At 58.3% G+C, this 4,198-nt stretch carries 2 protein-coding genes and 2 pseudogenes; 3 read left to right on the plus strand and 1 reads right to left on the minus strand.

Annotated elements, in window-relative coordinates; genetic code table 11:
• The 3 genes and pseudogenes from VGC62_RS04080 to lapD form a co-directional block, all read left to right on the plus strand.
• Positions 1–1,224 (plus strand): annotated as a pseudogene (locus VGC62_RS04080) (DEAD/DEAH box helicase); the annotation flags it as partial.
• Positions 1,225–1,341: 117 nt separating this feature from the next.
• Complete coding sequence (gene lapG, locus VGC62_RS04085; RefSeq protein ID WP_414705741.1) at positions 1,342–2,037, plus strand: cysteine protease LapG; 696 nt, start codon at positions 1,342–1,344, stop codon at positions 2,035–2,037.
• A gap of 8 nt (positions 2,038–2,045) precedes the next feature.
• On the plus strand, positions 2,046–3,992 hold the full coding sequence (gene lapD, locus VGC62_RS04090; protein ID WP_331185788.1) for a cyclic di-GMP receptor LapD: 1,947 nt from the start codon (positions 2,046–2,048) through the stop codon (positions 3,990–3,992).
• A 63-nt stretch (positions 3,993–4,055) separates the two neighbouring features.
• Here lapD and VGC62_RS04095 read toward each other — a convergent pair.
• A pseudogene (locus tag VGC62_RS04095) lies at positions 4,056–4,198 on the minus strand (tryptophan synthase subunit beta); the annotation flags it as partial.

Consider the following 4,198-nt stretch of genomic DNA (forward strand, 5'->3'; position numbering starts at 1 on the left):
GGGCGTGACTTGATGGCAGCCGCCCAGACCGGCACCGGAAAAACCGCAGGTTTCGCGCTGCCCTTACTGCAACGCTTGACCATGGAAGGCCCGAAAGTCGCTGCCAACTCGATCCGCGCTTTGGTGCTGGTGCCGACCCGCGAGTTGGCCGAACAGGTTCACGAGAACATTCGTCAGTACGCTGAGCACCTGCCGCTGGCAACTTACGCGGTGTAAGGCGGCGTCAGCATCAACCCACAGATGATGAAGCTGCGCCGTGGCGTTGACGTGCTAGTCGCGACGCCAGGCCGTCTGCTCGATCTGTATCGCCAGAACGCGGTGAAGTTTTCCCAAGTGCAAACGCTGATCCTCGACGAAGCCGACCGTATGCTCGACCTGGGCTTTTCCGAAGAGCTGCGTGACATCTACGCTGCGCTGCCCAAACGGCGCCAGACGCTGCTGTTTTCCGCGACCTTCTCCGATGCGATCCGCGCGCTGGCCGGGCAAATGCTCGACGACCCGTTGAGCATCGAAGTCAGCCCACGCAACGTGGCGGCGTCTTCGGTCAAACAATGGGTCGTGCCGGTGGACAAAAAGCGCAAGGCAGAGCTGTTCATCCACCTGCTGAAAAAGCAGCGCTGGACACAAGTGCTGGTCTTCGCCAAAACCCGTGTAGGCGTCGATCAACTGGTGGATCGCCTGCAAGGCCTGAGCATCAACGCCGACGGCATCCATGGCGACAAACCCCAAGCCACACGACAGCGGGCGCTGGATCGTTTCAAGGCCGGTGAAGTGCAGATTCTGGTAGCGACTGACGTAGCCGCGCGCGGCCTGTACATCGACGATCTGCCCACTGTCGTCAACCTCGATCTGCCAATTGTGGCCGAAGACTATATCCACCGCATCGGCCGCACCGGGCGTGCCGGCTTGACCGGTGAGGCGATATCTTTTGTCTGCGCCGACGAAGTGGAGCTGCTGTCAGCCATTGAAGTACTGACCCGCCAAACCCTCACGCGTAAAGAAGAACAGGACTTTGAGCCCGAACACCGCGTGCCGTCCACCGACGCAAGCGGCCAAATCCTGAAGAAACCGAAAAAGCCCAAAAAGCCGAAAATCAGCGGCGGCGGCAAACGCAATCTTGGCAAATGGGTCGACAGCGGCGATACAGCGCCAGAAGCACCATCGGTCAAACCAGTGCGTAAAGTGCCGGTGTTTAATACCGGGCCGAGGAAGCGCAAGCCTTGAGGTCCTTCGCTATTGCATCGTCTTGCCGTTGCATGATCTCAAGACGCCATTGTCTTTTCCCACTCAACCCCTCACCATCGGTTTCCGGTTAACCACTCGCCTGATGGACTAAACGAATTGGCGGTACATTGCGCTCATGGACGGTTTGGGCTCTGGCTGCTTCTGGCGGTTTTGCTGTCGTGCGGCGTGGGGGTTGGCTATCTCAATGCTGACTGGGATTTCTCGGTTATCAGCCGGCGCGCCGAGTCGCTATACGGGCCCTTGGGCGCAGGAAAGCAGCGCATCGATGCCTGGCAGAACCTGCTCGCTACGCAAAAGCAGGCCAGTGAGCTAGATAAGCTGACCGTGGTGAACCAGTTCTTCAACAAACAGATGCGTTACGAAGAAGACATCGACTTGTGGCACGAGGTCGATTACTGGGCCACGCCGATTCAGTCGCTGATGAAGGGCGCGGGCGACTGTGAGGATTACGCGATCGCCAAATACTTCAGCCTGAGGCGATTGGGCGTACCCAGCGAAAAACTGTTGATCACCTACGTCAAGGCCTTGCGTTTGAACCGTGCGCACATGGTATTGACCTATTACTCGAGCCCCAACGCCATGCCGTTGGTCCTCGACAGCCTGATTGATGTGATCAAGCCTGCGAGTCAGCGACCCGACCTGTTGCCCGTGTACGCCTTTAATGGTGAAGGGCTCTGGTTGCCCGGCGCGCAAGGCAACAAGAAGGTGGGCGATACCAAGCGATTGTCCCGCTGGCAAGATCTGCTGAAGAAAATGACCGCTGAAGGCTTCCCGGCCGAGCCTGAGTACTAGGAGTTTCGATGTCTCTGTTCAAACAACTGCTGATCGCGATTTGTCTGTTCCTGGTGCTGGCGTTTGCCGGCAGCTTTGTCGTCAGCCTCGAAAGCTCCCGTGCGCAATATGTCAATCAACTGCGCTCCCACGCCCAGGACGCAGCGACGTCGCTGGCGTTGTCGCTGACCGCCAATATCGACGACCCGGCGATGGTCGAGTTGATGGTCAGCTCGATTTTTGACAGTGGCTATTACGCGAGTATTCGTGTGGTGGACCTGGCGACCGATGCGGTCGTCGTCGAGCGTAGTGCAACACCGGATAATCAGGGCGTGCCGCAGTGGTTCATCAACGCCATCGGGCTTGAGCCGGCAGGCGGCGAAGCGATTGTCAGCCGCGGCTGGCAGCAGACGGCGCGGGTCGAAGTCGTCAGCCATCCGATGTTCGCGTTAGCCAAGCTTTGGCAGAGCGCCCTGGGCAGCCTTGGCTGGTTGCTGGTCTGCGGGGTTATCAGTGCGATTCTGGGCGCGCTGCTGCTGCGCCGTCAGCTACGTCCTTTGGATGACATGGTCGCGCAATCCTACGCCATTGGTCGTCGCGAGTTTTCCACGATCAAGGAGCTACCGCGCACACCAGAACTGCGGCGTGTGGTGCTGGCCATGAACCAGATGGTGGAGAAGCTCAAGACGCTGTTTCAGGAAAGCGCCGAGCGCAGTGAAAAACTGCGGGTGGAGTCCTATCAGGACAGCCTGACAGGCCTGTCCAATCGCCGTTATTTTGATATGCAGCTCGCGGCGCATGTGAGCAATCTGGAGGACCAGCGCGCGGGTTATCTGTTGCTGTTGCGGGTCCAGGATCTCGCGGGTTTGAACCTGCGCTTGGGCGGTAAACTCACCGATGCATTGCTCATTGAGGTCGCTCAGCAATTGCTGCATCAGTGCGAGAAGTTCCCCATGACGCATAACCTTATCAGCCGCAGCCGTGGCGGTGAATTCGCGGTGCTGGCGCCCGGCATGGTTCGCGAAGATGCGTTGCAGTTGGCACAGAATATTGAAGCGGCGCTGCAAAGTCTTGTTGCCACAGGCGCGTCGGACGTCTCGCCGGTCGCTCACATGGGGCTGGCACCGTACACACCCGGAGATGCGCCGCTGACGCTTTTAGGCCTGGCAGACCAGGCGCTTTCGCAGGCGCAAACCCAGGGCGAACAGACCTGGAGTTGCATTGAGCATGGCGCGGTCACCAGCATCGGCGATGACCATCACACTTGGTACCGTGTGCTGGATCATGCTCTGAATAATGGCGGTTTCCGGTTGTTTTTCCAGTCGGTAGTCGATGCCAGGGATGTGACTCGTGTACTGCACTACAAGGTGCTATCGCGACTGGTCAATGAACACGGTCAAACAATTCCCGCCGGGCGTTTCCTGCCGTGGATAGAGCGCTTCGGCTGGTCGACTCGTCTGGATATCTGGATGCTGGAACAGGTGCTGGCGCATCTGCAGACCCATGATCAAACCCTGGCTCTGAATCTCTCGGCCGCAACGCTTACGGATGAGAAGGCGCTGGATCGGGTTTTTGAATTATTGCATCAGCACGCCCAGGTTGGCTCCCGGCTGACCTTTGAGATCGGCGAAGAACACCTGCCGGAACAAGCGATACTTGAGCAACTGACGCGACGTCTTCAAGCGTCAGGCTTCTCCCTGGCGCTGCAGCGCTTTGGTGGTCGTTTCAGCATGATTGGTAACCTGGCGCATTTGGGCCTGGCGTACCTGAAAATCGACGGCAGTTACATCCGCGCCATTGATGAGGAAGGCCACAAGCGCTTGTTCATCGAAGCGGTGCAGCGCGCTGCGCACAGTATTGATCTACCACTGATCGCCGAGCGCGTGGAAACCGAGGGCGAGTTGTTGGTGATTGTCGAGATGGGGATTGAAGGGGTGCAGGGGCAGTTGGTTGGAGATCCAGCGCCCTGGAAGTGAAGGGCGCCATGATCTTCAACGATTTTGTGTTTGGCCGGGATCTTTAGCAGATGCTAACCAGGTTCAAATCAACCCGGTCTCATCATCATTGATCAAATCGCTCAAGCCACCGAGTGTTTCCCGGGCCTGGTTGCGATCCATCAACTTGGCCTGCGCCGCAATGGGCAGGTCGGTCACATTCAATATGCCTTTGGTTGTCAGCACCT

Source organism: Pseudomonas sp. (genome assembly GCF_036404235.1).
Taxonomy (GTDB): domain Bacteria; phylum Pseudomonadota; class Gammaproteobacteria; order Pseudomonadales; family Pseudomonadaceae; genus Aquipseudomonas.

Coding starts and splice junctions, on each gene's coding strand:
- lapD (WP_331185788.1), top strand. CDS start 2,046: ATGTCTCTGTTCAAACAACTGCTGATCGCGATTTGTCTGTTCCTGGTG.